The organism is Daquilactobacillus linshuiensis, assembly GCF_052828685.1.
Genome location: NZ_CM128255.1, coordinates 238,814 through 264,118, shown reverse-complemented (window position 1 = coordinate 264,118; position 25,305 = coordinate 238,814). Strand labels below are relative to the sequence as shown.

27 protein-coding genes, 1 tRNA gene and 1 other annotated feature are annotated in these 25,305 nt (G+C 32.2%); of the genes, 2 read left to right on the top strand and 26 right to left on the bottom strand.

All coding sequences use genetic code 11. The annotated features are described in order from the left end of the window. Positions 1-10 precede the first annotated feature (10 nt). The 11 genes from rplL to ACUV9F_RS01340 form a co-directional block, all read right to left on the bottom strand. On the bottom strand, positions 11-379 hold the full coding sequence (gene rplL, locus ACUV9F_RS01390) for a 50S ribosomal protein L7/L12 (RefSeq protein WP_446183907.1): 369 nt from the start codon (positions 377-379) through the stop codon (positions 11-13). 46 nt (positions 380-425) lie between these two features. After that, positions 426-929 carry a 50S ribosomal protein L10 gene (gene rplJ, locus ACUV9F_RS01385; protein ID WP_446183906.1) on the bottom strand — a complete coding sequence of 168 codons (504 nt, stop codon included), beginning with the start codon at positions 927-929 and terminating at the stop codon, positions 426-428. A gap of 40 nt (positions 930-969) precedes the next feature. Beyond that, positions 970-1,084: a sequence feature (ribosomal protein L10 leader region), on the bottom strand. Positions 1,085-1,118: 34 nt separating this feature from the next. Further along, positions 1,119-1,805 carry a 50S ribosomal protein L1 gene (gene rplA, locus ACUV9F_RS01380; protein WP_446183905.1) on the bottom strand — a complete coding sequence of 229 codons (687 nt, stop codon included), beginning with the start codon at positions 1,803-1,805 and terminating at the stop codon, positions 1,119-1,121. A gap of 103 nt (positions 1,806-1,908) precedes the next feature. Then, a complete protein-coding gene (gene rplK / locus ACUV9F_RS01375; RefSeq protein WP_446183904.1) occupies positions 1,909-2,334 on the bottom strand; it encodes a 50S ribosomal protein L11 in 426 nt (141 codons plus the stop codon). 122 nt (positions 2,335-2,456) lie between these two features. Then, a complete protein-coding gene (nusG, locus tag ACUV9F_RS01370) occupies positions 2,457-3,002 on the bottom strand; it encodes a transcription termination/antitermination protein NusG (RefSeq protein WP_446183903.1) in 546 nt (181 codons plus the stop codon). A 96-nt stretch (positions 3,003-3,098) separates the two neighbouring features. After that, positions 3,099-3,281 carry a preprotein translocase subunit SecE gene (secE, locus tag ACUV9F_RS01365; protein ID WP_446183902.1) on the bottom strand — a complete coding sequence of 61 codons (183 nt, stop codon included), beginning with the start codon at positions 3,279-3,281 and terminating at the stop codon, positions 3,099-3,101. Between the two features lie 16 nt (positions 3,282-3,297). Further along, a complete protein-coding gene (rpmG, locus tag ACUV9F_RS01360; RefSeq protein WP_446183901.1) occupies positions 3,298-3,447 on the bottom strand; it encodes a 50S ribosomal protein L33 in 150 nt (49 codons plus the stop codon). A 107-nt stretch (positions 3,448-3,554) separates the two neighbouring features. Beyond that, positions 3,555-4,115, bottom strand: coding sequence for a sigma-70 RNA polymerase sigma factor region 4 domain-containing protein (locus ACUV9F_RS01355; protein WP_446183900.1), 561 nt, complete (start codon positions 4,113-4,115; stop codon positions 3,555-3,557). A gap of 110 nt (positions 4,116-4,225) precedes the next feature. Further along, complete coding sequence (locus ACUV9F_RS01350) at positions 4,226-4,573, bottom strand: hypothetical protein (protein WP_446183899.1); 348 nt, start codon at positions 4,571-4,573, stop codon at positions 4,226-4,228. A 203-nt stretch (positions 4,574-4,776) separates the two neighbouring features. Further along, complete coding sequence (locus ACUV9F_RS01345) at positions 4,777-5,346, bottom strand: TMEM175 family protein (RefSeq protein WP_446183898.1); 570 nt, start codon at positions 5,344-5,346, stop codon at positions 4,777-4,779. 16 nt (positions 5,347-5,362) lie between these two features. Next, a complete protein-coding gene (locus ACUV9F_RS01340; RefSeq protein WP_446183897.1) occupies positions 5,363-6,451 on the bottom strand; it encodes a lactate oxidase in 1,089 nt (362 codons plus the stop codon). A gap of 176 nt (positions 6,452-6,627) precedes the next feature. Here ACUV9F_RS01340 and ACUV9F_RS01335 point away from each other — a divergent pair, with 176 nt between their 5' ends. Both ACUV9F_RS01335 and ACUV9F_RS01330 read left to right on the top strand, forming a co-directional pair. Continuing rightward, positions 6,628-6,996, top strand: a complete 369-nt coding sequence (locus ACUV9F_RS01335; protein WP_446183896.1) for a hypothetical protein — start codon at positions 6,628-6,630, stop codon at positions 6,994-6,996. A gap of 6 nt (positions 6,997-7,002) precedes the next feature. Then, positions 7,003-7,791: an alpha/beta hydrolase gene (locus tag ACUV9F_RS01330; RefSeq protein WP_446183895.1), complete on the top strand. Its 789-nt coding sequence runs from the start codon at positions 7,003-7,005 to the stop codon at positions 7,789-7,791. Positions 7,792-7,803: 12 nt separating this feature from the next. Here the strand turns inward: ACUV9F_RS01330 and ACUV9F_RS01325 are convergent, their stop codons facing one another. The 15 genes from ACUV9F_RS01325 to gatC form a co-directional block, all read right to left on the bottom strand. Next, a complete protein-coding gene (locus tag ACUV9F_RS01325) occupies positions 7,804-8,955 on the bottom strand; it encodes an ArgE/DapE family deacylase (protein WP_446183894.1) in 1,152 nt (383 codons plus the stop codon). A gap of 500 nt (positions 8,956-9,455) precedes the next feature. Beyond that, entirely contained in the window at positions 9,456-10,079 is a 624-nt protein-coding gene (locus tag ACUV9F_RS01320) for an NADPH-dependent F420 reductase (protein ID WP_446183893.1), read from the bottom strand. After that, complete coding sequence (locus ACUV9F_RS01315; RefSeq protein ID WP_446183892.1) at positions 10,072-11,133, bottom strand: LLM class flavin-dependent oxidoreductase; 1,062 nt, start codon at positions 11,131-11,133, stop codon at positions 10,072-10,074. The genes ACUV9F_RS01320 and ACUV9F_RS01315 overlap by 8 nt, the downstream gene beginning before the upstream one ends. Before the next feature lie 163 nt (positions 11,134-11,296). Next, the gene (gene spxB, locus ACUV9F_RS01310) at positions 11,297-13,039 is read right to left on the bottom strand and encodes a pyruvate oxidase (protein ID WP_446183891.1); all 1,743 of its coding nucleotides are present in this window, start codon (positions 13,037-13,039) and stop codon (positions 11,297-11,299) included. A 122-nt stretch (positions 13,040-13,161) separates the two neighbouring features. After that, a complete protein-coding gene (locus ACUV9F_RS01305) occupies positions 13,162-13,365 on the bottom strand; it encodes a hypothetical protein (RefSeq protein WP_446183890.1) in 204 nt (67 codons plus the stop codon). 123 nt (positions 13,366-13,488) lie between these two features. Then, a complete protein-coding gene (locus tag ACUV9F_RS01300) occupies positions 13,489-16,563 on the bottom strand; it encodes an adhesive domain-containing protein (RefSeq protein ID WP_446183889.1) in 3,075 nt (1,024 codons plus the stop codon). Between the two features lie 142 nt (positions 16,564-16,705). Further along, positions 16,706-16,779, bottom strand: a tRNA-Arg gene (locus ACUV9F_RS01295). 23 nt (positions 16,780-16,802) lie between these two features. Beyond that, a complete protein-coding gene (locus ACUV9F_RS01290; RefSeq protein ID WP_446183888.1) occupies positions 16,803-18,005 on the bottom strand; it encodes a DEAD/DEAH box helicase in 1,203 nt (400 codons plus the stop codon). 8 nt (positions 18,006-18,013) lie between these two features. Continuing rightward, positions 18,014-19,000: a Gfo/Idh/MocA family protein gene (locus ACUV9F_RS01285; RefSeq protein ID WP_446183887.1), complete on the bottom strand. Its 987-nt coding sequence runs from the start codon at positions 18,998-19,000 to the stop codon at positions 18,014-18,016. A gap of 21 nt (positions 19,001-19,021) precedes the next feature. Further along, positions 19,022-19,783, bottom strand: a complete 762-nt coding sequence (locus ACUV9F_RS01280) for a GH25 family lysozyme (RefSeq protein ID WP_446183886.1) — start codon at positions 19,781-19,783, stop codon at positions 19,022-19,024. A 16-nt stretch (positions 19,784-19,799) separates the two neighbouring features. Further along, positions 19,800-21,149, bottom strand: coding sequence for a 23S rRNA (uracil(1939)-C(5))-methyltransferase RlmD (gene rlmD, locus ACUV9F_RS01275; protein WP_446183885.1), 1,350 nt, complete (start codon positions 21,147-21,149; stop codon positions 19,800-19,802). Then, positions 21,136-22,101 carry a diacylglycerol kinase gene (locus ACUV9F_RS01270; protein ID WP_446183884.1) on the bottom strand — a complete coding sequence of 322 codons (966 nt, stop codon included), beginning with the start codon at positions 22,099-22,101 and terminating at the stop codon, positions 21,136-21,138. Before ACUV9F_RS01270 ends, rlmD begins: the two co-directional genes overlap by 14 nt. 18 nt (positions 22,102-22,119) lie before the next feature. Further along, entirely contained in the window at positions 22,120-23,550 is a 1,431-nt protein-coding gene (gene gatB / locus ACUV9F_RS01265; RefSeq protein WP_446183883.1) for an Asp-tRNA(Asn)/Glu-tRNA(Gln) amidotransferase subunit GatB, read from the bottom strand. 1 nt (position 23,551) lies between these two features. Continuing rightward, positions 23,552-25,015: an Asp-tRNA(Asn)/Glu-tRNA(Gln) amidotransferase subunit GatA gene (gene gatA / locus ACUV9F_RS01260; protein WP_446183882.1), complete on the bottom strand. Its 1,464-nt coding sequence runs from the start codon at positions 25,013-25,015 to the stop codon at positions 23,552-23,554. Continuing rightward, on the bottom strand, positions 25,015-25,305 hold the full coding sequence (gene gatC, locus ACUV9F_RS01255) for an Asp-tRNA(Asn)/Glu-tRNA(Gln) amidotransferase subunit GatC (RefSeq protein WP_446183881.1): 291 nt from the start codon (positions 25,303-25,305) through the stop codon (positions 25,015-25,017). The genes gatA and gatC overlap by 1 nt, the downstream gene beginning before the upstream one ends.

The window sequence follows — 25,305 nt, the reverse complement described above, 5'->3', positions numbered from 1 at the left end:
TTATCAGTTATTATTTAAGGTTAACTGTTGCGCCAACTTCTTCAAGTTTAGCTTTCATTTCATCAGCAGCATCTTTAGCTACGCCTTCTTTAAGAACTGAAGGAGCGTTATCTACAAGATCTTTAGCATCTTTCAATCCAAGACCTGTAATTTCACGAACTGCTTTGATAACTTTAACTTTTTCTCCACCAATTTCTGATAGTTCAACATCAAATTCATCTTTTGTTGCTGCGGCTGCACCGTCAGCTGCACCAGCTGCTGCTACAGGAGCTGCTGCTGAAACATCAAATTCTTCTTCGATTGCTTTTACTAAGTCGCTCAATTCCATGATTGAAGCTTCTTTTAGTTGATCAATAATTTTGCTTGTATCTAAAGCCATTTTATTTTCCTCCATTAGAAAAAAGTTTTTTATTTAGTTTAATTAATTATGCTGCAGGTTCATCTTTACTATCAGCAACTGCTTTAACTGCATAAGCAACGTTTCTGACAGGTGCTTGAAGAACTGATAACAACATTGATAGTAGACCTTCGCGGTTAGGTAATTTAGCAAGTGCTTGAATTTCTTCAAGTTCAGCAATTTTACCTTCGATCATTCCACCTTTGATTTCCATTGCTTCAACGTCGTTGGCAAACTTGTCAGCGATTTTTGCAGGAGCAACAGGATCTTCATTAGAATAAACAATTGCTGTAGGGCCTGTGAATTGTTCATCTAATCCTTCAAAGCCAGCTTTATCAGCTGCACGTTTCAAGATTGAGTTCTTGATAACTTGCATTGAAGCATCATTTTCACGCAATTCAGCACGCATATCAGTTACTTGAGCAACTGTTAAACCAAGATAATCAACGATTACCAATGATTTAGCATTTTTTAGAATTTCTGCTGTTTCATCAACAGCAGCTTCTTTTTTAGCTATGATGTTTTTGTTCAAACCATTTCACCTCCGAATAATATTTTCTACTTGAGATAACCCGAGCATCAAAAAACTCTGCACCCAAAGGCACAGAGTTCATCATCGATAAACTGGCCTCGGCAGGATATTAAGACTTTCGTCACCTGAGTCTTCGGTAGAATTAATAGTTATAAATTATCACTTAATTTACATTAAGTCAACTTGATATTAAACTTCTGGATTAATTGTAACGCCAGGTCCAAAAGTTGATGTCATGTTGATACTCTTGATGTAAACACCCTTTAATGAAGCAGGACGTGCTTTAACAACTACATCGTACATTGCTTTGAAGTTTTCTGCTAATTTATCTGCATCAAATGAAATCTTACCGATTGGTGCATGAATTAATCCATTAGCATCAACACGATATGCAACTTGACCAGCTTTAATATCATTAACAGCTTTTTCAACATCCATTGTAACTGTACCTGTCTTAGGGTTTGGCATTAAACCTTTAGGTCCAAGTACACGTCCTAATTGACCAACTTTGGCCATCATTGGTGGTGTTGCAACAACAACATCAAAATCAAACCAACCGTCTTTAATCTTGTCAACAAGATCATCTGAACCAACAAAATCTGCACCAGCAGCTTCTGCTTGTTTAGCTTGTTCACCTTCAGCGAAAACAATAACACGTTGAGTTTTACCTGTACCATTTGGTAATACGATAGCACCACGTAATTGTTGATCAGCTTGTTTAACATCTAAATTCAAATTGAATGCAACTTCAACAGATGCATCAAATTTTGCAAAATCGATTTCTTTTAGTAATGTTGCAGCTTCTGTAGCTGAGTAAGTCTTGTTACTGTCTACTTTTTTAGCTGCTTCTATATATTTTTTACCATGCTTAGGCATGCTAAGTTCCTCCTTGCTTTGTGGTCTAGTGGAGTTTTACTCCTCCCACTTGTTAGAAATGTTTTCACATATCTTGTAAAACTGCGTTACTAAAGTAATTGGATTAACCTTCTACAGTGAATCCCATGCTTCGCGCAGTACCTTCAACCATACGCATTGCAGCTTCAACGTCTGAAGCGTTTAGGTCTTTCATTTTGGTTTCTGCAATTTCGCGAACTTGATCTTTTGTTACGCTAGCAACTTTTTCGTCTTTTGGATTACCAGAACCCTTTTTAACACCTGCAGCTTTCAATAATAATATTGCAGCTGGAGGAGTCTTTGTAACGAAGTCGAATGAACGATCTTCATAAACAGTGATAACAACAGGAATAATCATTCCGTTTTGATCAGCTGTTCTTGCATTGAAGTCCTTTGTAAAAGCAACGATATTGATACCAGCTTGACCTAGAGCAGGTCCAACTGGTGGAGCTGGTGTTGCTTGTCCAGCAGGAATTTGCAATTTAACAATGTTTGCAACTTTTTTAGCCACGGTACATACCTCCTTTGTCCGTGATGTGGTTTTAATGAGGATCTATATTTCCTCTCCCACAGTGCTTATAAAACACACTTGAATAGTTTAACATGTTGAACATGTATTTTCAATATAGTTAATTATTGTTTGTCGACAAAATCATAATCTAATTCTGTGTTAGTCAAACGACCAAACATATCAATTTCTACTTTTAATTTCATATGTTCTTCGTCTACTTCAGTAATTTTACCAGATAAACCTGAAAATGCCCCTTCTACAATAGTGACAACTTCACCGACACTAAAGTCCGTGTCGTGACTACGTTTACTCATACCAAGACTGTGTAATATATGATCAACTTCCTCTGGTAGTAAAGGTGCGGGCTTACTTCCTGCTCCGTGGCTACCAACAAATCCCGTAACTCCAGGAGTATTACGAACAACAAACCAAGATTCATCAGACATAGCCATTTCAACTAAAACATACCCTGGGAAAGTCTTTTTCATTTCCGTTTTAGTTTTACCATTTTTAGTTTCTGTTTCTTCTTCTTCAGGAACTATTGCGCGGAAAATATGATCTTCCATTCCCATTGATACTGCACGTGATTCAATATTTTCTTTAACTTTATTTTCATATCCTGAATAAGTATGTAAAACAAACCATTGTTTTAATGTTTCTTCTGCCATAACAGCCTCCTAAAATTAAGCAAAATAAAAAAACCTTCAACAATAAAGGTTTTTACTCGCAAGTAAATATTATCAAATAAACTTTAAATTCTCAAATTATTTTGAAACAAAGTTATTTATTAAAAATATAATCAATGCATCTATTGCTGCAAAAAAAATACCATACATAACAGACGTCATAATTACTGTCCAAGAATCTCTACGAGTTTCTTTTGCTGTTGGCCATGTAACAATTTTCATTTCATCTTTAACGCTACCAAAAAATTTAAATAATTTCATTATATTAATACCCCTACTATCTTGTTTCCTTGTGAAGAGTATGCTTTCCACAATGTTTACAAAATTTTTTCATCTCTAAACGCTCTGTACGTGCAGGATTTTCAGTAACCGTATAATTTCTAGATCCGCAAATAGTACAAGCTAAAGCAATCTTTCTCAATCCCATATCATAAACTCCTACACTTCTTTAACATTCAATAAGTATATATGCAACTAGATATTATGTCAATTAATCAAAAAAGGATGACGATCGTCATCCTTTACTCGCGAACTTTATTTAAAATAATCTAATAATTTCTTTTTACAATTTGTTTGAGCTAATTGTATCTGACGCTTATTTGCTTTTATTTCATTGGCTTTTTTATAACCTAATAGCATTTTAAAGACTTCAGTTTCAATTTTTGTTAATCCACCCATAAAGTCATCTAGATCAAAAATCTCGTGGTTATAAATAACTGTATGATTTGCTCCAACAAATCCACCCTCAAAAGAATCTTCTATAATACTAGTTTCAAAAGAGCTGGCTTCTTTATTAATTTTTCTTTTTAGTGCAAGTTCACGACGTAAAAGACTTTTTGCATGATTGGCTAGGCGCATCTTATAAAAGTTTCCAAATTTAGATCCCTGCTCCCCATTAAATCGAAAGCATGTTTCATGACACACAATATATGCTTCCTGTATCCAATCATTTCGATCAAAATTACGAATATAATACATACTAATAATTCCTTCGGTTATTGGAAGAAATTTATTGAATAATTTTTTTAATGCTTCAGAACTATTTTGATATTTAACTAAATTTACCAATTCTAAGTCATCCGACTTTTCTTTCATCTAACCTCCTTACCATCAACATTTTAAAAATACACATATATCCTATGTTTAGTAAGCGAACAGATGTTTATTGAACAATTTTTTCAATTGTTCAATAAACTCCTAATTTTCTAATAAGTTAAATAATATCTCAAATAAAGAAACCAAAAGTATAAAAAAATAATTACTACAGAAGCTACGTATTTTTTATTTAAGACTGTTTCCTGTAGTTCTAGTAAAAAAATGAATACTTTAAAGAATATTACTTCTGAAACATTGTCATCTCCCATAGATTCTTTTACATTATTTTTCTTAATTTTTCTAAATAGCTTAATTAATCCAGTAACAATAAGAAAAAAGATAATTTTATTCTTATCTAAATTTAAATCAATTCCAATAACTCTATTAATATGAAGGTTATTTAATATATTTATATTCACAATTGCATTTACAATACAAAAAACATTTTGTGCTACCATTGCTTCCTCTCCTGATTTATTTACATCAACTATAATATACACCATTTAATGTAATTTTATGATAACATATTCATATCATAAAAAAAAGGATAACACAAGTTATCCTTTTTTTGCTAAATCTTTAAAAGTACAAAAACACATCAACTATAAATACACATAATGATTAAATTTAGCGTAGCAATTTTTTAAATGAATTTCAATTCCTATATGTTTTTTTCTATTTTTTTGTTTGGTATTAACCATGCCATAGTAGCAAATAAACTTAAAATCATTCCTAAAATTGGAAGTATAAATGCCAATATAACTCCCAAAATGTATAACCCCATTGAGTAATAAATCTTATTGTCATTTTGCGTACTTTTTGTTATCAATTCATGTTCTTCATGAACAGAAATTAAGCTCATATTAAATATATAATATGCAATTGAAGCCATCAAAAATATCAACGCATAAAAAAATTCAGGAATCGATGAATAAATATGATTACCCACCCAAGATGTCGCAAAGGGTACTAAAGATAACCAGAATAATAAATTTATATTTGCCCAAAGTACTTTCCCAGAAACTCTTTTAGTTGCTTGCAATAAATGATGATGATTGTTCCAATATATAGCAATTGACACAAAACTTATAACATATACACAAAAAGGCTCAACAAGCTTTAGTAAGTTTTCAAATTGATCACCATCTGGTGCTTTTAAATCCAACACAAGAATAGTAAGAATTATTGCCATTACTCCATCAGTAAATGCTTCTAATCTTGCCTTTGACATAGTCACTCCTTTAATACTAATCCATTAACTTAGTATTTTTTACATCTTCAATTGTTTTTGTTCCAGCAAGCTGCATAGTGATTGAAAGTTCCATATTGATATGTTCCATTACATCATATACACCTTGTGCTCCACCTAAGTTTAAACCATAAATGATAGGGCGACCAATTGCAACTAAATCTGCACCACTTGCAAGAGCCTTAAATACATGTTCTCCACGTCTTACACCACTATCAAAAATAACTGGTACTCTTTTAGCAACTTTTTGAGCAATTAAAGGTAGTACTTCAAATGAAGCTGGTCCACCATCAAGTTGACGTCCACCATGATTTGAAACCCAAATACCGTCTGCTCCAGCATTTATTGCAATTTCAGCATCTTCTGGAGATTGAATTCCTTTAACAATAACTGGTAAACCACTTAAATCTTTAATTTTTTGAATATCTTCAGGAACAAAATCTTGTTTTGCGGCTGCATAGATTTCTCCAATTCCCTTACCAGTTCCATCAGCTTGGCTATATTCTGCTAAATTTGGCATTGGTAGTGGAAATTCAAAGTTATTAATTACATCTTCTTCACGATATCCACCTAGTGTTGAATCAACTGTAAGAACAATTGCTTTTGCATTTGCTTCCACAGCTTTTTTAATAATGAATTCATTAAATCCATCATCTTTACTCATATAAATTTGGAAAAATTGTGGTGCATCAGGTGCAGCGGCAGCGGCATCTTTAATTAACGTATTTGCATAAGTACTGATGGAAAAAATTGAACCAGCTTTTGCCATTCCAATAGCAGTATTAACCTCTCCTTTTTCATGAGATAGTCCTTGAGCTGCTGATGGTGCTTGAATAATTGGTGTTTTTAAATCAATATCCCATAATTTAGTACTTAAATCAGCATGATCAATTCCTTGTAATACTCTAGGTACAATTTTTTTTGTGTTGAATGATTCAGTATTTTGGTCCATCGTCCATTCATCTTCTGAACCGCCACGAATGTAACCAAAAGCACCAGGTTCCATTCTATCTTTTACTTCTTTTTCTAATGATTTTAGATTAACTATTTTAATATTTCCTTCTGCATTACTTGCTTGATATGACATCCCCATATCCTCCTTAAATCTATACAAAATATTAAAGCAAGAATAATCATAATTCTGTGTTTTTTTTTAGTCAAATATTTGTTCCGACAATTTATTTTAACGATTTGAATTATTAACGTTTTTGCTTTTCAAAGATTATAATATGTTTAAAATTAAGAATTTTTAGGAGGTATATTATGTTAGACGTTATTGATTCTATTAATCGTTTGTCTTGGACAATAGAACATCATCATGCTCACATATTAAATAAGCATGGTTTTATGCGTGCTTGGGCAATTCAATTTGAGCTTGCATATACTGACTTTAGAACAATTCAAATGGCTTTACAATTAAGCGGAACAGAGAATCACAATCTATTAAAAGAATTTACTTCAAATTATGAAGAAGTATATAAATATGAATATGAGTTTGCTACAAATGGATTAGATGGTTTCAATTTAAAGTTTAATGATAGTGATTTACCTAAATATACTGAAGCTAAAGATAAAACTTTGTCTACTCTAGATAAAATCAAAGAGCTTCAAAATAATACAAAGGGAGAATAAATTTATATGGTAGCTATTAAAAATGACATTACTTATGACGATAAACATAATTTAAAACTGGATATATATGAAGCAGATAATCCTAAGAATATAACTATTCTAGATATTCACGGTGGCGGATGGTTTAGAGGTGATAAGAAAAAAGATACAGATGTTGGTGAATTCCTTTCAAATAATGGATTCAACGTAGTAATACCCAATTACAGACTTGCTCCTGATTATTTTTACCCCGCTCCATTAGAAGATATGGACAATGTAATTAACTGGATAAAAGAAAAATATCCAAAGAATCTAATAATTGTCCTTGGGTCTTCGGCTGGAGGAAATATGTCGGTTGAGTTAGCTATTAAATATGGATTCGCCGCAATTTCTCTTTCAGGGATATTTGATATTGACGATTGGCTTCAAACACATCACGATGTAAAAGGTCAACGGGATCAAAAACAAGATTTCACTAATTCACCTAGTTCATCAATTAACCAGTCTGGAGAAGATGATCCATTTTATAAGTGGTTCATTTTAAATTATTTAAATAATGATGAAAGCATCGCGCCAATTGCAACACCATATCATCGAATAAACGAAAAAACTGGACCATTATTTATCGCAAATTCTCTTGATGAATTTGTTCCTAATTCGGGAGTTTTAAAATTATCAGAAGTTTTAAGTCAATTTAAAATACCATTTACTGTAAAAATGATTCCTGGACATCGTCATGCTAAAGGCTACCTAGAAGATATTTGGCCATCTATTTTAGAATTTATTAACGAGAATAGTAAAAAAAGAGAATCCTAGGATTCTCTTTTTTTACTGCATATATTTAATCATAAGTTCTTCATAGATTTTAATAAAATCTAGATACATTTTTTTCTCTACAAATTCATTTGCTTGATGGGCAACAACAGTTTCACCAGGTCCAAACACAACAAATGGAAAATCATAATCTTTTTTCTTTAATAAATTAGATGCATCTGTTACACCAGGAGATACTAACTTAGGAATTTCTCCGTTCGAGTACTTCTCCCCTATTTCTTTAGCTAAATTCAAAACTTTTGAGTTATCAGAATGTTCAACTGATTCCAAAGACATAAATACATTCATATCAACTTTAGAACCATTTTTGTTTTCTTGGTCGACTAATTGCTTCAAAGTTTTTTCAACCATTTTATTATCGAATTCTGGTATTGTTCTAACATTTATTTCTGCTGTTGCGTTTTCAGGAATTGAGTTCACCTGATTTCCTCCATCAAAGACTGTCGTATTAAATGTCAAATCACCTAAAAGCTTGCTTTTTTTATCTGTACTTCTAAACTGTTCGTTAGCCTTGTTTAATATGTTAATCAGTGGGTCTATTGCATTATAACCTAAAGAAGGCATTGAGCTATGAGCTGCCTCACCTTTTGAAGTTAGTCTTATATCCATTGACCCTTTATGTGCATATACCAAACGATATCCAGATGGTTCGCCAATTATCAGTGCATCAACATCTTTCATCACATCTTCTTCAGAAAATTTTTGAGATCCTTTTTCACCAACTTCTTCACCCACAGTTGCCATTAGTCGAATAGTACCTTTGGTTAGCGCATTATTTTCTTTAATTTCAATCATTGAAATAATAAATGCTGCAAGACCAGATTTCATATCCGTTGAACCACGTCCAAATAATTTTCCATCTTTTTCAACTAGTTCAAATGGATCAGTGTCCCATTTTGACATTTCACCTGGATCTACAACATCCATATGACCAGAAACTCCAAGAACTGGTTTCCCTTGACCTATTTCAGCTACTAAATTCACTCTATTTTCTTCAATAGGAATTATATCTGTAGCAATGTCATATTTTTTAAATAAAGCAGTAATATAATTGGCAACTGTCAATTCATTACCATTTACTGAATTAATTTTAATTAAATCAGCTAAAATTTTCACCTTTTCATCATCACTAAAAACCGCTTTCATTACTTAATATCTCCTTTATCAACTAATATAAGTCGAGTGTAGTATTGAAAAAAATAATTTTCAACGGACACGTATAAAGAATTTTTTCAAGTGATTTGCATTATTTTTTTATAATTCTTTTAATAAGTTTCTTGCTTCTTCATTTTTTTCTTCTTTTAACAACCCGCTAATTTCTTGTCCTATAGCTAAGATTGCTTGATCATCTTGAGTACTTGCCATAATAAAAGCTATTTTTAAAAACGTATCTAGTTCTTTAATCGCATCTAAATTACCTTTTATAGCTTGATTCGTATAAGATCTAATAATTCTTTTGAATTTTTTAATCTATTTTTCTTTTTTATCACTAAAATAAGGTATAAATAGCGCAACGGAAACTGCTAGAATCTCTGCCACAGCAGTTACCCATTCTGATAATGGCCCTATTTCCATCATTATTCTCCTATTTTAAAAGTTTAATATATTAAAAGGGATGTTATATACATATTAACATCCCTTTTTGTTTATTTATTAAGTAATTTTTTTATTCCTTCAGTCGTTTCATCAACACCAAATAATACTCCACCAGGTTGCAAAACTTCTGTATTTTTTAATGTCCCTAAAAAGTAAGGGTCAAATCCAAAGTCATTTATTACAGTAGCAATCTCTTCATATACGCTTGGATCATCTCCAGCATATGCTATGGCTTTTCTTTTACTCGATTTTGATTCATCAAGCAAATCATGATATCCCATATGATTAAATGCTTTAACTACATGACTTTCATTAAAATACTTTTGAACTTCCTGTGTTGAGGTTGTATTTTCATCATAGTATATATTATCAACACCATCAATTTCCCACCAATAATTCATGGCGTCAATAATTACTTTATCTTTTAATAACGATTTATCTAAACTTCGATATTTACTTAGAGGCATAGCTAAAATAATCAGATCTGATTTTTCAATTACTTCATTGCTATACATTGGAACAGCACCTTTAGTAATTACATTAACTGACAAAGAAATCTTTTCTGGATCAGAAGATCCAGAAATATTAATTGAATACCCCGCATCTATTCCAAGCTTTGCCAAAGTAATTCCTAATTTACCAGCTCCTAATATTCCAATTACTGGTTTAGTCATTTTTATTTTCTGAATTTAATATTTCTCTTACGCGAGGAATGACTTTTGTACCATATAACTCAATTGTTTTTCTTCTATCTGTTTCAAACTGTCCACCAGTACCATAAACAAGATCAAAACGACCAAGGCCTAGTTCCTTAATTACACGGGCCATTTTTTGAGCAACAGTTTCAACACTTCCAACATAATATGAACCCTTATCTACTTCAAAGCTATATCTTTCTTTTGTCATTGCTGGCCACCCACGGTCTTCACCGATTCTGTCCATATTAGCTTTGATGTATTTCCAACCAATTTCAAATGCTTCTTCATCAGTGTCAGCAATTATTCCATGAGAATGCATACCAACTGGTTTTACAGGCATTCCTAGTTTTTCAGCAGCTTTATGATACAAATCTATATATGGAGCAAATCTTCCAGGTTCCCCACCAATAATAGCTAGCATTAATCCATAACCATATCTTACAGTTCTAATTACAGATTCTGGCGTTCCACCAACACCAACATAAACTGGCAACTCATGACCCACAATCTTAGGATACATTTCTACATTTCTTAATGATTGAGTAAAATTACCATCCCAGTTAATAACGTCTTCTTTCAACAATTTATCAAATAAGGCAATTTTTTCTTCAAAAAGTTCTTCATAATTTTTTAAATCAAATCCGAATAATGGATATGATTCCGTAAATGATCCACGTCCGATCATAATTTGAGCTCTTCCACCTGAAATACCATCGACTGTGGCAAATTTTTCATAAACTCTAACTGGATCATCTGAACTTAAAACAGTAACAGCTGTACTTAATTTTATATTTTTTGTAACACTAGCAATTGCACCGAGTAAAACTTCCGGACTAGAAATTGAATATTCTTTACGATGATGTTCACCAAGAGCAAAGATATCTACTCCAACTTCATCAGCAATCTTAGCTTCATTTAATACATTTTGTAGTGATTCACTTGAATTCATTAATTCTCCATTAGAATCTTTATAGGCTACATCCCCAAAGGTATTCAAACCAAATTCGATATCATTTCCATTTAATACCATCTTAAATCCTCCAACAAACTTAATCATCTTATTAAGTTTTCTTATATATAAATAATTTAGACCACAATCTCTAGGTCAAAAACATTGTACGTCATTTTGAAAATTAAGTCCTTGATTTTTGCTCGGATCAAAAAAATCCCCTAAAATTGGGGATTTTAAGTTATTAAATTCTGTCTAATATTTCACTTAAAGCTGGTTGATCACGTACATCATACGTCTTGCGATATGTATCAATAGTTTCTTGATCAAATACATTTGGATCAAGCGGTACTAAATGTGTATCAATTGGGTCAATATCGGCAATTTTTGCATCTAATACAATAGGTTTTTTATTACCATTTTTTTGTAGCTCATTAATTTTTTCAAAGGCTTCTTTTAATGAAGGTAAATCAGTTGCTGTAAATCCAATAGCACCCATATCTTCAGCAATATGTGCCCAATTTGCGCCTAATAAATCAATTCCATAAGGAGCTTGATTAGCAGCAATTTTTTCATGAGCAATAAAACCAAATGATTTGTTTTCTAAAACAACATTGATAACTGGTAAATCATATTTTACTTCAGTTAAAATATCTTGCATTACCATTGCATAACCACCATCACCAGAAATACTATAAACCTGACGATCTGGATAGCTCAATTTTCCTGCCATACCAGCTGGCATTCCATAACCCATTGTTGCAAACCATGCTGAAAGTGTGAATTTTTGATTCTTATTCAAAGGAATTTGACGAATTGCCCATTCAGTATTATTACCTACATCCAATCCGTAAACTGTATCTTCATTTGAATTTTCTTTAATAGCCTGAATTACACTCTCTGCACGTAGTCCCTTACTATCATCTTTAGATAATTCTAACAACCAGTTATCCCAATTCTTTTTATCTTCTTGAGCGGCTTTTAACCATTTACTTTCAGGTAATTTGATATTTTTGTCTAGTAACGCTTTCATGAAGTCTTTAGCATCAGCAAGTATAGTAATATCTGCATCGTGTTGCTTACCTAAATCTTCAGCATTGTTATTAACTTGAATAACTTTGACATTATTAGGCCAAAAGCGAGCAAATGGAAAGTTTGAACCAACAAATAAAATTAAATCTGCACCTTGAGCAACTTCAAAAGCAGGTTTTGTACCAAGTCTTCCCATTGACCCCATAAAGCTTGGATGATCACTAGGAATAATTCCCGTACCAGGAACGGTTGAAACTACTGGCATTTGAAAATTATTTGACAATTCAATTACTTCGTCTCTAGCACCATAAGCACCACGACCTATCCAAAGAACTGGATGTTTTGCTTCTTTTAGTAATTTAGTTGTTTCTTCAATCGATTCATTTGAAATTTTTGAAGTAAATTCATTTCTATATACTTTTGAAGTTTTAAATGGTTCAAAGTCAATCTCTTCACCTGATAAATCATCTGGAATTATTACAACTGCAGGACCCATGTGTGTATATGCAGCTCTAATTGCTTCATCAACTACGTAAGGAATTTGATCAGCGCTCACAACTTGTTTGTGAAAAACGGCAACATCAACAAACATAGGATCTTGATTCATTTCTTGGAAGAAATTAGTATTCATTACACCTGTTTTTGACTGACCAATAATTGCTAACACAGGAGCATGATCCATTTTAGCATCGTATAATCCATTAAATAAATGAGTAGCTCCAGGTCCTGCAGAGCCAAAACTTACTCCAATTTTTCCAGTTAGTTTGGCATCTGCTGAAGCAGAAAGTGCACCCACTTCTTCATGTCTAACTTGAATATATTTCAAATCTTCACGTTCTTGATATAATCCATCAACTGTATTATTTATTGAGTCAGCAGTAATACCATAGATATGGTCTACATCCCAACTTTTTAAAACTTTAGCTAAAGCTTGTGCGGCTTTCATTTTTGACATAATATATTACCCCTTAAATCATTTTTCGTAACAGAATGTTATGCTACATTTTTATTTTTTTTATGTCAAAGAATTTGTCACGCAATTTAAAATAAAAGAGTTTTACTAATAGCAAAACTCTTTTATTTATTATTTTTTTGATCATGTAAATAATTATATAAGCCCAACATTGTTTTATCTTCTAACTCAATAGGCTTGTCATCAAGAGTAACAGAACTAATTTCTGTATAGTCTTCAAAATCAGGAACTTCAAGAATTTGCCTTCCTAAGAATTGATCAGCTGTATCATATGTTTTTGTTTTACCTTCATAATTTATAACTAGCATTTTTCTTTCCTCCTATATTTATTTGTATATTACACCTAATAAAATTAATAATCACGTAATTAACATTCTGAATTTATTATAAATGCATAAAAAATAATCCACCCATTATGGCGGATTACTTTCTTATTTCTTAGTAGGAATTAACTTTCTTAAAAAAACAACTATTGATAACATAAATGCTCCTAAAATCGTCCAAATTGAACTATTCTTTTCACCTGTATTTGGTAAAGTATTTCTTTGATCTTCATTACTAATTTGACTATTTAATCCTGATCCATTACTCATGTCCTTAAATCTTACTTGCGCTTTACTACTATCAGAAGTAAGTCCATTACCCTTAGAATTATTATTTTCAACTCCAGGAACTTGATTGTTATCTCCATTACCACCATTTCCAGGATTTTCTCCCGGTTTAGTTGATTTTTCTTTAACAATAACCTCTACTTTTTCACTGTCTTTAGTGAGTGATTTATTTTTTGCGACAGTTTTTAATACAACTTTATCACCTTTTTTAAATAAGACTGCATCAATTTTGAAATTACCATCTGAATTAATTGTTGTTTTCTTTGTTGTTCCATCTGGTAATACTGCTACTACTTCAAATGTTGTTCCTTCCGGAATCGGTTGTTGTAAGTCAACATGTCCCGTTACTTTTGTATCACCATTGTATATAGGGTCAACAATAGGAGCTGCTACTGTGTACTTATCTAATGAATTATTTGTATCTTTTGCCTGCACTGTTGCAGTTACTGGTGTACTATCTTTTGTAAACTCTCCATTTTTAGCCGTTACTTTAACAGTAATTTCATCTCCAGCTTTTAATGAATCCACTGGCAATTCAAAGTTTCCTTGACTATCAACTGTTACTGTTTTTTCCGTTCCATCTGGTAACGTTACTACTGCTTCAAATGTTGTTCCTTCCGGAACTGGTTGTTGTAATTCAACATGTCCTGTTACTTTTGTATCACCTTCAGTAATTTTGTTAATTGTTGGTGAATTTACTGTATATCCATCTAATGGATTACTTATTTCTTTTGCCTGCACTGTTGCAGTTACTGGTGTACTATCTTTTGTAAATTCTCCATTTTTAGCTGTTACTTTAACAGTAATTTCATCTCCAGCTTTTAATGAATCTACTGGCAATTCAAAGTTTCCTTGACTATCAACTGTTACTGTTTTTTCCGTTCCATCTGGTAACGTTACTACTGCTTCAAATGTTGTTCCTTCCGGAACTGGTTGTTGTAATTCAACATGTCCTGTTACTTTTGTATCACCTTCAGTAATTTTGTTAATTGTTGGTGAATTTACTGTATATCCGTCTAGTGGATTATTCACTTCTTTTGCCTGCACTGTTGCAGTTACTGGTGTACTATCTTTTGTAAATTCTCCATTTTTAGCCGTTACTTTAACAGTAATTTCATCTCCAGCTTTTAATGAATCTACTGGTAACTCAAAGTTTCCTTGGCTATCAACTGTTACTGTTTTTTCCGTCCCATCTGGTAACCTTACTACTGCTTCAAACGTTGTTCCTTCTGGAACCGGTTGTTGTAAATCAACATGTCCCGTTACTTTTGTATCACCTTCAGTAATTTTGTTAATCGTTGGTGAATTTACCGTGTATCCGTCTAGTGGATTATTCATATCTTTTTGTTGAACTATACCTTTAGCAGGTAAACTGTCCTTAGTAAATTCTCCGTTCTTTGCTGAAATAACTGCTGATATTTCTTCTCCAGCTTTTAATGGATCTACTGATAATTCAAAGTTTCCTTGACTATCAACTGTTACTGTTTTTTCCGTTCCATCTGGTAACGTTACTACTGCTTCAAATGTTGTTCCTTCCGGAACTGGTTGTTGTAATTCAACATGTCCTGTTACTTTTGTATCACCTTCAGTAATTTTGTTAATTGTTGGTGAATTTACTGTATATCCATCTAATGGATTACTTATTTCTTTTGCCTGCACTGTTGCAGTTACTGGTGTACTATCTTTTGTAAATTCTCCATTTTTAGCTGTTACTTTAACAGTAATTTCATCTCCAGCTTTTAATGAATCTACTGGCAATTCAAAGTTTCCTTGACTATCAACTGTTACTGTTTTTTCCGTTCCATCTGGTAACGTTACTACTGCTTCAAATGTTGTTCCTTCTGGAACCGGTTGTTGTAAATCAACATGTCCCGTTACTTTTGTATCACCTTCAGTAATTTTGTTAATCGTTGGTGAATTTACTGTATATCCGTCTAGTGGATTATTTTGATCCATTGGAAAATTAAGCGTAACAGAACTACCTCCAGCATTTATTGCAGAAAGAATATCTGCAGAAATGACGGCGTTATTAATGGCAGCAGCTTTTATTGTAGACTGTGCAACTCCAGGATGTTTAACTGTCACGTTCAATGTTCCACTAGTTTCACCTAAAATATTAGCTGATAAAGCATTATTTAAAATATCCGATGTTCCATTGGCAACTTCATCAAGCACTTTGAACAACTCATCACTAGCAAGCTGCAACGTTTCAACAAGAGGCTTTATAAGAGGATTAGTAACATTTATAGCATCTATTGCATCTCTAAGAGGATAAAACAATGCTACATATGCTTGATGTATGTACTTACCTAATCCATCTGTAAAATCAACAGATATAGACTTACCATCTGCAGAGACAGTTGCTGGAAGAGTTTCACTATAACTTCCTAAACTCTGTATATTTTTTAATGCATTAAATGCTGCTATAACAGAAGGAATCTTATAAACTGCATTTAGTCCATCAATTGCGGTTCCTAAGGCTGTAAACAATTCATGAACTCCAGGAATTTCTCCAGGAGTTATAGGTAAAAGCTTAGCATCAACATTTACAGTAGCTCCTCCAATAACCTTACCTTGTAATTCAGGAGGAAGCGTGTATACAAGTACTTTCTTGTCTGCTACACCAACTGAAGCTAATGCTTGACCAGTGAATTTCAAAGATAGATCAAAATTTCCCTGACTATTAGGTGTTAAATCAGTTCCTGTCAGTGAACTTAAACTTGTATTTGAAGCAATCGAAATATCACCTAATCCAATACTACTCGGTGAAATCTTCGTACTGTTTGCATCTTTAGGTTGCACTGTAGTTGCTGCAACTATACCGCTACTATTACCTAACAATAAAAGCGCACCATTGGCGATATACAACGTTTTCACTAATAGTTTCTTTTCCATGATAATTATTTTCCTTTCGTATTTATATTTAAATTAAAATTATCATGTAGAATGAACTAAGTAAATAAATATACTTATGAAAACCATAAAATATCATTTATTACAATAAAAGGACTAGGTTTAAAAACCTAGCCCTTTATTATGATCGCTCCCGGATTCGAACCGGGGACCTACTGTTTAGGAGACAGTTGCTCTATCCATCTGAGCCAAGCGACCATTATAAATAGCATTATAAAATGCTATTTTTTTCTCTTACCTTTATTTTTCTTATCTCGCCAACGTTCTTTTTTCTTTTCTTTAGCCTTTGTATCATTTTTTTTAGAAATAACTTTTTTTATATTTGTTGTAAAGCTACCATCTTCAGTAATCATAACTTGCTTAACATCAAAGTCTTTAGCAATATCATTTTTAAAGTTACGCATGTCATGGGCATTTCCAAAAGTAATACTAATACCATCTCTTCCCATTCTACCAGTTCTTCCGCTTCTATGAACGTATTCTTGAGTAGTTCTTGGAATCATGTAGTTAACAATTGTATTGATTGATGGTATATCTATCCCTCTAGCCGCCACATCATTTGTTAAAATCAAATTAACTTTTTTACTTGAAAATTTATTTAAGGCATCTTTTCTTTGTTGCGATGACGATTTACTATCCAAAACAACAAAATTTATTTTTTTATAGTTCAAATTTGTTATTGTCTTATGTAACTGTCGTGAACTATTAAAAAAAACCACCCCATGAAATTTATTATTGTGAGCCAATCTTCTGATTAATTCATCTTGATTATTTGTTGCCTGAATAAAGAAATGTTTAATTCCTTTTCGATATTCATTATTGTCCCTATCATCAATAATATCAAAATCGCGTCCAAACCACTTATGTAGTTCATAAAAAATTGGATTGGAAGTTGCTGAAAACATGGTTATTTGAGCATCTTCTTTAACCCTTCCAACTATATCTCTAATCTCTTCTAATTTTATATTAGATAGTAATTCATCAGCTTCATCAATTACTAATAAATCAACACTTCCTGGCTTAACTTTTTTTAAGCTCATCATTTCTTGAAGCCTACCTATTGTTGCCACAATAACTTCAGGCTTCTCTTTTTTTAATTTTTCAAGTTGTCGCTTAGAATTAGCCCCACCTGTTAATGCCATAACTTTTGCACTTACTGTTTTTAAAATTGGCTGCAAAACATCCCTAGTTTGAATTGCTAATTCTTGTGAGGGTTCTAATATAATCACTTGCAATCCTGACTTAGGGTTAACCATTTCAGTTAACGGCAAAGAAAATGCCAATGTTTTGCCAGATCCTGTAGGAGCCATAGCTAATAAATTTTCACCATTTTTAAATGATTCATATACTTTTTCTTGAATAGAGGTTAATTCTTTATAAGATTTTTCTTTAAAATAATTTTCAAATATTTCGGGTACTTTCAAATTTACACCTAGTCTGCTGAAAATTTAATTCCAGCATCTTCTCTTAATTTATATAATGTTTCGTTTACTATTTTTGCATACTCAAACAATCGTTTATATTCTTCGATATTTTGCTTTTCTATAATTGATGAAAAAGTTTTAGCTTCATCAACCATTGGATTAGTATTAGCAGTGAATTGGATTTTCTTTTTTTCGTCATTACTTATTTCAGTAATGTCACGAATCGTTCCAGCATTATCCAATTGAAGTGTATCTTTTCCAAAATATATTTCAGAACTCATAAAGGAATTTTTAGTTTTACCAAATAAAATGTTTACATCAAACTCATTATATTTTAACGTAACCACTCCACTACCATCAATACCCGTTTTTATAATTTCAGGTTCATACCTCACACTTTCCGGTCTTCCAAACCATACAATAGCATCATATATCGTATAAACTCCAAGATCATATAAAGCTCCCGCAGAAAATTTTAGAGAAAATATGTTTGGTTCCTCACCAGCAAGAACTTGATCATATCTACTAGAATACTTCATATAGCTCAAACTTGCTCCGGTCAAACTTTCCCTATGTTCACCAATATATTCATTTACTTTTTTAAAACTATTTTCATGTATGTGTCTAGCCGCCTCAAATAAAAACAGGCCACTATTTTTTAGCAATTCTTCTATTTCTTCAAATTCTCTCGGATTAGAAAAAGATGGTTTTTCAACAATTACATTTTTGCCATGCTCTAGAGCAGACTTAGCTTGCTTAAAATGAAGGCTATTAGGTGAGGCAATGTAAACCGTATCAAAGTCTGAACTCTCAAAAAACGCATCCAAATCAACACTAACTGCAGCATCAGGTTTATTCACATCAGCCGCAAATTTTTTTGCTTTCTCTTCTGTTCTAGAGTAAACATGGGTCAATTCAAAACTCCCACTACTATGACTTGCATCAACAAATTGCTTTGTAATCCAATTTGTTCCAATAATTCCAAGTTTTTGCATAAAAACACCTCCAAAATATAATCACTCATTAGTCTGAACTAAGCTATTCAGTGAATCCACATTCCCATTTAAAACTGATAGTCTATAACTTTTTTCTCCAGCATATCCAGGAATACTTGTCGAATTATTATATTGCCAAATCAACCAATTATCACGTTGTGGCTTAGATTCTGAAACATACCATATTCTTGAAAAATAACTACTTAATTTTTTTGAAGAATCGTCTAATTGAATTATACAATTATCACCATAATAATTCTTTATATCAGTTTTTAATGTATCAACTATTTTTATAGCCTTTTTTTTCGGAATACCTTCTTGCTCATATTTTCCATACGATGAAACTTTTAATACAAAAGGTAACGTACCACGTTGCATTACCAAGGTTTTTGTAATATTTTCAAATTGTTCTTTTGCAGTAGTGTCAAAACTCACAACATGAAAAAAACCATATTGTAATTGAGTACCCTTAATTCTGGAAGTGTTACTTTCTAAAAAATCATCTGAAAAATTTGCTCCTTGAGTCGCCTTTATATAAACAAACTTTACTTTATGATTTTGTAATGCCACGAAATCTTGATACCCATCACTTTGATCAAGCATTACACCTAAAATTGGATATTGAATTTCATTTGGCCTACCAGCACTTTGAATTTTTCTCAAAATTACACCCGTCAATAAAGAAATCATAAGTATAGTAATAGCTATAAAGATTAAAATATTTCGATGTTTTTTTATATCTTGACTTTTATCAGAATATATCGGTTGTACTCTTTTTTTCATACATTCCTCGAAAAAATTAACTGTTTTTTATTGTTAGTCTTGTAACACTTTCAATATGATTAGTCATAGGAAACATATCGACAGGAGTAATATTTCCTATTTCATAATGATCAGAAAGATTCTGTAAATCCCTTACTAGAGTTGCCGGATTACAACTTATATAAACAATTTTTTTAGGCATAATCTCTTTAATCGTGTCAATTAATGATTTATCCAATCCTTTTCTTGGTGGATCTACCATCAAAATATCAACTTTTTTACCATCTTGTGCCCAATTTTTTAGTATATCTTCAACTTTTCCAACCTGAAAACTTGCATTTCCAATATGATTTACGGTTGCATTTCTGTTTGCATCTTTAACTGCTGCTTCTACTATCTCAATCCCATCAACTTTTTTGGCTTTTTTTGCCATAGTCAATCCAATTGTACCTATCCCAGAATAAGCATCTACAACTACTTCTTTTTCACTCAATTCTGCTTTATCAATAGCTATTTGATACAATTTTTGAGTTTGAATAGAATTCACTTGATAAAATGAATTCGGAGATATTCTATACTTATTACCCAAAATCTCATCTTCAATATATGGATAACCTCTTAAAGTTTTATTCTTCTTTCCTAATAAAGTATTAGTTTTATTTGAATTTATATTTTGAATAACACTAACAACTTGAGGTAATTGTTGAAGTTCATCTGCAATCAAATTTAACTCTGCAATTTTTTCTTTAGTAGTTACTAAAACTATCATGAATTGGTTAGTAAAGTGTCCTTTTCTAACCATTATATTTCTTATTTGTCCACTATTATTTTCTTCGTTATAAGCTTTAACATTATATTTTCTTAAAATATCACGTACATCTACAATCAACTCATCAATTCCGTCTTCTTGAATTAAAAAGTTTTCCATCGGAACTAGTTCATGACTATGACGTCTGTAAAATCCTGTTTCTAACTTTCCATCTATGTTTCTAACAGGAATTTGTGCCTTATTACGATATTTAAACGGATCTTTCATTCCTACCGTTTCTTTAACCTGTATATCATCCATATGTTGTTTTTTTAGTAGATTTTTAATCTGTTTTTGTTTAAACTCCAATTGTTTTTCATACTTTAAAAAAAGTAGTGGCGCAATTCCAGTTTGAACATATCTACTATCTTTTACTTCTTGTCTATCTGGACTTTGTTTTAATATTTCGATAGTTTTTGCAAAACCGTAGTCTTTGCCTACTTTTAATATTTGTACTTTTACCTGCTCATTAGGTAAAGCATTATCTATAAACAAAGGATAACCATCCACTTTGGCTATCCCTTTTCCTTCGTAGGTCAAATCTAAAATATCAACAATTATTTGATCATTTTTCTTCATTATTCACCTTTTCATTTTCAATTAAAACGTCTTTACTTATTGAATTCTTTAATTCATCAGTATTCGCATATATATCAATATGTTGCTGCAAATTGGTAAATACAACGGGAGCATCTCCACCGTATTCTCCATCCAAATTTATCATTAATTTTTCATTATCTTCTGGAGTTATTTTTATTTTTCTAGTATTAGAATAAATGATTTTATCATTGTCAACGTGTCTTCCACCATTTAATGCTAACGCTATCAGATGAAGAATTTCTTTTAAATTACTTGTTTTAATAACTATTAAAGTAAATAATCCATCACTAAACTGTTGATCAGGAACAATTTGCTCCATTCCTCCGACTGAATTAGTCATAGCTATGAAAAACATTGAAGCTTCACCATCATATTCTCCATCGTCATATTCTATTTTCATTTTTGTTGGTTTAATTCTAGGAAGCATCTCGGCTCCCTTAACTAAATATGCCAAATATCCCAATACTGATTTCAAAGCAGAAGGAACTTCATAGGTTAATTCGGTCATTGATCCACCAGCAGCAATATTCATAAAATATGTATCATTTGCCTTACCTATATCCATTGGTAAATATGTTTTATTCAAAACCACTTTTGCAGCTTCTATCGGATCTTCACGAGGAATTTTTAAAGCGCGTGCATAGTCATTAGTTGTACCTGCTGGAATTATCGCTAGTTGTGGCCTTTTATCAAGCCCAGCTATTCCATTTACGACCTCATTAATTGTTCCGTCTCCACCGGCAGCAACAATTAACTCAAACCCCGCTTTTGCGGCTCTTGTAGCCTCATTTTTTGCAGAATTTTGGTCAGCGGTTGTCCTAAATGCACTGGCTTCGTATCCTGCTTGTTCAAGTATATCTAATATTCCGCCAACATTATTAGGCATGATTTCATGACCTGAAGTTGGATTATAAATTAATCTTGCACGCATAACATCATCCTCGTGAAATTATCTTTTCTTTATTTCATCCATTAATATCTTATTAACAACCTTAGGGTTAGCTTGTCCATGAGTTTCTTTCATTATTTGACCAACTAAAAATCCAATAGCCCTATCTTTACCATTCTTAAAGTCGATTATAGACTGTTCATTATTATCAAGTATATTTGAAATGATTGGTATTAATATTTCAGGATCAGATTCTTGAACTAGTCCCTTTTCTTTTACCCATGATTCAGGTTCTGTTCCATTTTCAATTGTTTCCTGGAATACTTTTTTAGCAATCTTAGATGATATTGTACCGTCAGTAATCAATTTTATCATTGTTGCTAAATTAGTTGTCGTCAATTTTGTTTCTAATAAATCTAACTGATTAGCGTTCATATAAGCATTGACTTCACCCATTAGCCAGTTTGAAACAAGCTTAGGATTTGCACCTAGCTTAACAGACTCTTCAAAAAAATCTGACATTTCTTTTGTTGCTGTTAGTACGCCCGCATCATATTCAGGAATTTCTAACTCGTTAACATATCTTGTTCTTCTTTTATCTGGCATTTCAGGAAGATCATTTTTTATTTCATCTACCCAAGATTGCTCAATATCATACTCTGGTAGATCAGGCTCAGGAAAATAACGATAATCATCTTTACCTTCTTTGACACGCATCAATATTGTTTCACCAGATGGTTCATCATATCTACGAGTTTCAGGTAAAATTTCTTCTCCCATCATTAGCATTTGTGCTTGACGCTTTTCTTCAAATGCTAATCCTAATCTAACATGGTTAAATGAATTTAAGTTCTTTAACTCAATTTTTTGTCCATACTTTTCAGATCCTATTGGTCTGATTGATATATTACAATCAACACGCATTGATCCTTCTTCCATCTTAACATCAGATGCACCGGTAAACTGAATAGTTTGTTTTAATTTTTCTAAATAAGCGTATGCCTCTTCAGGACTTTTCATATCAGGCTTTGAAACTATTTCAATTAATCCTGTTCCCTGTCTATTTAAATCGACATATGAATATCCGTCGCCGCCATGTGTATTTTTACCAGCATCTTCTTCAACATGCATTTCTTCAATACCAATTTTTTTCTTTTTACCATCAATTTCAATTTCTAACCAACCATCATGTGCAAGCGGTTTTTCATATTGGGTAATTTGATAAGCTTTAGGATTATCGGGATAAAAATAATTTTTTCGATCGAAATGCGTATGATGTTCAACCTCTGCATGTAAAGCTAGAGCAGTCATTATTCCTAATCGATATCCTTCTTTATTTACAGTTGGTAGTGTACCCGGAAATCCAAAATCTAATACATTAGTATTTGTATTGGGTTCGGCACCAAACATTACAGGAGATGGACTAAACATTTTAGATTTTGTCTTTAATTCTACGTGAACTTCAAGTCCAATAGTTGTTTCAAAATTCATATTAGCTATCTCCTTTCAAACTTGGTTTATTTTCATAAAATTTATTTGTTTTTTCATATGCATATGATGCATTCAAAACACCTTGATCATCAAACTTTTTACCTATTATTTGTAATCCAACAGGCATCTCGTTAACCATACCAGCAGGTATTGAAGCTGCTGGTATTCCTGCCATATTTGCTGGAATTGTTAACATATCATTCATATACATTGTCACTGGGTCATCAATTTTTGACCCAATATCAAAAGCAGTCGTTGGTGTAGTTGGTCCCATTATGTAATCATATTTAGTAAATATTTCATCAATTTCTTGATTTATTAAAGTTCTAACCTGGGCAGCTTTCTTGAAATATGCATCATAGTAACCAGATGATAGAGCGAATGTTCCTAGCATCAAACGACGCTTTACTTCATCTCCGAATCCTTGTGATCTACTCTTAACAAACACATCATCAAGATTTTTAACATCTTTTGCCCTGAAGCCATAACGAATACCATCAAATCTTTGTAGATTTGAAGAGGCTTCACTTGATGCCAAAATAAAATAAGTTGGAACTGCATTTTTTACATTTGGCAAAGATATGGTATCAACAGTAGCACCCATTTTTTTAAATTCTTCAAGTGCACTTGCTATTACTTCTTTAATTTGTTCATTAACTCCGTCCCCCATAAATTCCTTAGGGACAGCAATTTTTTTGCCGTTCATATCTGGATTTATATTCTGTGAGAAGTTAGGGACAGCCTCAATTGCAGAAGTATAGTCTTTATCATCTTTGCCACTGATAGACGTTAATACGGCAGCAGCGTCTTTAACTCTTTTAGATAAAATACCAACTTGATCTAAACTTGATGAAAATGCAATTACTCCCCATCTAGAAACTCGTCCATAAGTTGGCTTTATTCCAAATACTCCATTAAATGCAGCTGGTTGACGTACAGAACCACCAGTATCAGTACCTAAACTTGCGATAACTTCTCCTGCCGCAACAGATGCAGCAGAACCACCTGATGATCCACCAGGTACTTTATTCAAATTCCAAGGATTATGAATATTCCCAAAATAAGATGTTTCACTAGAAGAGCCCATAGCAAATTCATCCATATTTAGTTTTCCTACATTTATTGCTCCGTCACTATACAATTTTTCCATAACTGTGGCATCGTAAACAGGTACGAAGTTCTCTAACATTTTACTACCGGCAGTAGTTTTTAAATCTTTTGTTATAATATTATCTTTTATTGCGATAGGAATTCCACTTAAAAGATTATTAGGATCAATTCCTACTTCATCTAGTTGCTTTGCTTTTTTTATTGCTGCTTCTTTATTTAAGGTAATAAATGCATTTATCTTTTGATCAATATTTTCAATGTTATCAAAAGTATCTTCAACTAATTGAGTAGCAGTTATCTCTTTATTGACTAACATGTCATGTAATTTTTCAATTGAATTTTCAAAATAATTCACTAGTTGTCACCTTCTGTCTCTAAAATTGATGGAACTTTTATTAGTCCTTTATCAGTTTCTGGAACATTTTTAAATAACTCTTCTCTGGTTTCTGAAGTTTCTGGAATATCTTCGCGGAACAAAGTTTTTCTAGAAGCTAAACTAGTTGTTGGCTCAACTCCTGTTGTATCAATATTTCTTAACATTTCTTCCATTTTTATAACATCTTGGAGTTTTTTTGCAAATTCATCATCTGAAAACTCAAATTTTGACAAATCAGCTATATGTTTTATTTGTTCTTTATTTATCAT

Excerpts from the sequence above, each read along its gene's own strand:
- gatB (WP_446183883.1), bottom strand. The coding sequence starts at position 23,550 with ATGAATTTTGAAACAACTATTGGACTTGAAGTTCACGTAGAATTAAAG.
- ACUV9F_RS01355 (WP_446183900.1), bottom strand. The coding sequence starts at position 4,115 with ATGAAAGAAAAGTCGGATGACTTAGAATTGGTAAATTTAGTTAAATAT.
- nusG (WP_446183903.1), bottom strand. The coding sequence starts at position 3,002 with ATGGCAGAAGAAACATTAAAACAATGGTTTGTTTTACATACTTATTCA.
- ACUV9F_RS01285 (WP_446183887.1), bottom strand. The coding sequence starts at position 19,000 with ATGCAAAAACTTGGAATTATTGGAACAAATTGGATTACAAAGCAATTT.
- ACUV9F_RS01350 (WP_446183899.1), bottom strand. The coding sequence starts at position 4,573 with ATGGTAGCACAAAATGTTTTTTGTATTGTAAATGCAATTGTGAATATA.
- ACUV9F_RS01315 (WP_446183892.1), bottom strand. The coding sequence starts at position 11,133 with ATGGTATTAAATGGAAATGATATCGAATTTGGTTTGAATACCTTTGGG.
- ACUV9F_RS01320 (WP_446183893.1), bottom strand. The coding sequence starts at position 10,079 with ATGACTAAACCAGTAATTGGAATATTAGGAGCTGGTAAATTAGGAATT.
- ACUV9F_RS01325 (WP_446183894.1), bottom strand. The coding sequence starts at position 8,955 with ATGAAAGCGGTTTTTAGTGATGATGAAAAGGTGAAAATTTTAGCTGAT.
- ACUV9F_RS01345 (WP_446183898.1), bottom strand. The coding sequence starts at position 5,346 with ATGTCAAAGGCAAGATTAGAAGCATTTACTGATGGAGTAATGGCAATA.
- ACUV9F_RS01280 (WP_446183886.1), bottom strand. The coding sequence starts at position 19,783 with ATGAAAAAAAGAGTACAACCGATATATTCTGATAAAAGTCAAGATATA.
- ACUV9F_RS01270 (WP_446183884.1), bottom strand. The coding sequence starts at position 22,101 with ATGCGTGCAAGATTAATTTATAATCCAACTTCAGGTCATGAAATCATG.
- rlmD (WP_446183885.1), bottom strand. The coding sequence starts at position 21,149 with ATGAAGAAAAATGATCAAATAATTGTTGATATTTTAGATTTGACCTAC.
- ACUV9F_RS01305 (WP_446183890.1), bottom strand. The coding sequence starts at position 13,365 with ATGCTAGTTATAAATTATGAAGGTAAAACAAAAACATATGATACAGCT.
- secE (WP_446183902.1), bottom strand. The coding sequence starts at position 3,281 with ATGAAATTATTTAAATTTTTTGGTAGCGTTAAAGATGAAATGAAAATT.
- rplL (WP_446183907.1), bottom strand. The coding sequence starts at position 379 with ATGGCTTTAGATACAAGCAAAATTATTGATCAACTAAAAGAAGCTTCA.
- ACUV9F_RS01335 (WP_446183896.1), top strand. The coding sequence starts at position 6,628 with ATGTTAGACGTTATTGATTCTATTAATCGTTTGTCTTGGACAATAGAA.
- rplA (WP_446183905.1), bottom strand. The coding sequence starts at position 1,805 with ATGCCTAAGCATGGTAAAAAATATATAGAAGCAGCTAAAAAAGTAGAC.
- ACUV9F_RS01340 (WP_446183897.1), bottom strand. The coding sequence starts at position 6,451 with ATGTCATATCAAGCAAGTAATGCAGAAGGAAATATTAAAATAGTTAAT.
- spxB (WP_446183891.1), bottom strand. The coding sequence starts at position 13,039 with ATGTCAAAAATGAAAGCCGCACAAGCTTTAGCTAAAGTTTTAAAAAGT.
- rpmG (WP_446183901.1), bottom strand. The coding sequence starts at position 3,447 with ATGGGATTGAGAAAGATTGCTTTAGCTTGTACTATTTGCGGATCTAGA.
- ACUV9F_RS01300 (WP_446183889.1), bottom strand. The coding sequence starts at position 16,563 with ATGGAAAAGAAACTATTAGTGAAAACGTTGTATATCGCCAATGGTGCG.
- gatC (WP_446183881.1), bottom strand. The coding sequence starts at position 25,305 with ATGATAAATAAAGAACAAATAAAACATATAGCTGATTTGTCAAAATTT.
- ACUV9F_RS01330 (WP_446183895.1), top strand. The coding sequence starts at position 7,003 with ATGGTAGCTATTAAAAATGACATTACTTATGACGATAAACATAATTTA.